Origin of the sequence: Paraburkholderia sp. SIMBA_053, assembly GCF_046534895.1 — a bacterium.
Lineage (GTDB): Bacteria > Pseudomonadota > Gammaproteobacteria > Burkholderiales > Burkholderiaceae > Paraburkholderia > Paraburkholderia caledonica.
In genome coordinates this window covers 1-237 of the sequence record NZ_JAWRXU010001670.1, presented here as the reverse complement: position 1 = coordinate 237, position 237 = coordinate 1, and the positions used below count along the sequence as shown (strand labels likewise).

At 61.6% G+C, this 237-nt stretch carries 1 protein-coding gene; it reads right to left on the bottom strand.

The window, feature by feature from the left end; translation table 11 throughout:
- A partial coding sequence (locus tag SB753_RS41215; RefSeq protein WP_410805704.1) for a chemotaxis protein CheB occupies window positions 1–193 on the bottom strand: 193 nt, incomplete at its 3' end.
- Window positions 194–237: the final 44 nt, after the last annotated feature.

Genomic DNA, 237 nt, shown 5'->3' with positions numbered 1-237 from the left:
CCACGCTGACAGGCAGCGCACACAGCGAGCCCAGCCATGTGGCCATGCCATCAATAAACCCTGGGCTAATGTGTTGCGCAATGATCACCGGGGCAGGGAAACCTTTCGGCAGCTTGCTCAGTAGTCGCGCTAGTGCCTGTGGGCCACCGGTGGAGCAGGCAATGGCGACTATCTGCTGAAAGCCCCGAGACATCGCCGTTGGGCAGGGTGATGTGATGGGCAGCCTAACCGGTGCCG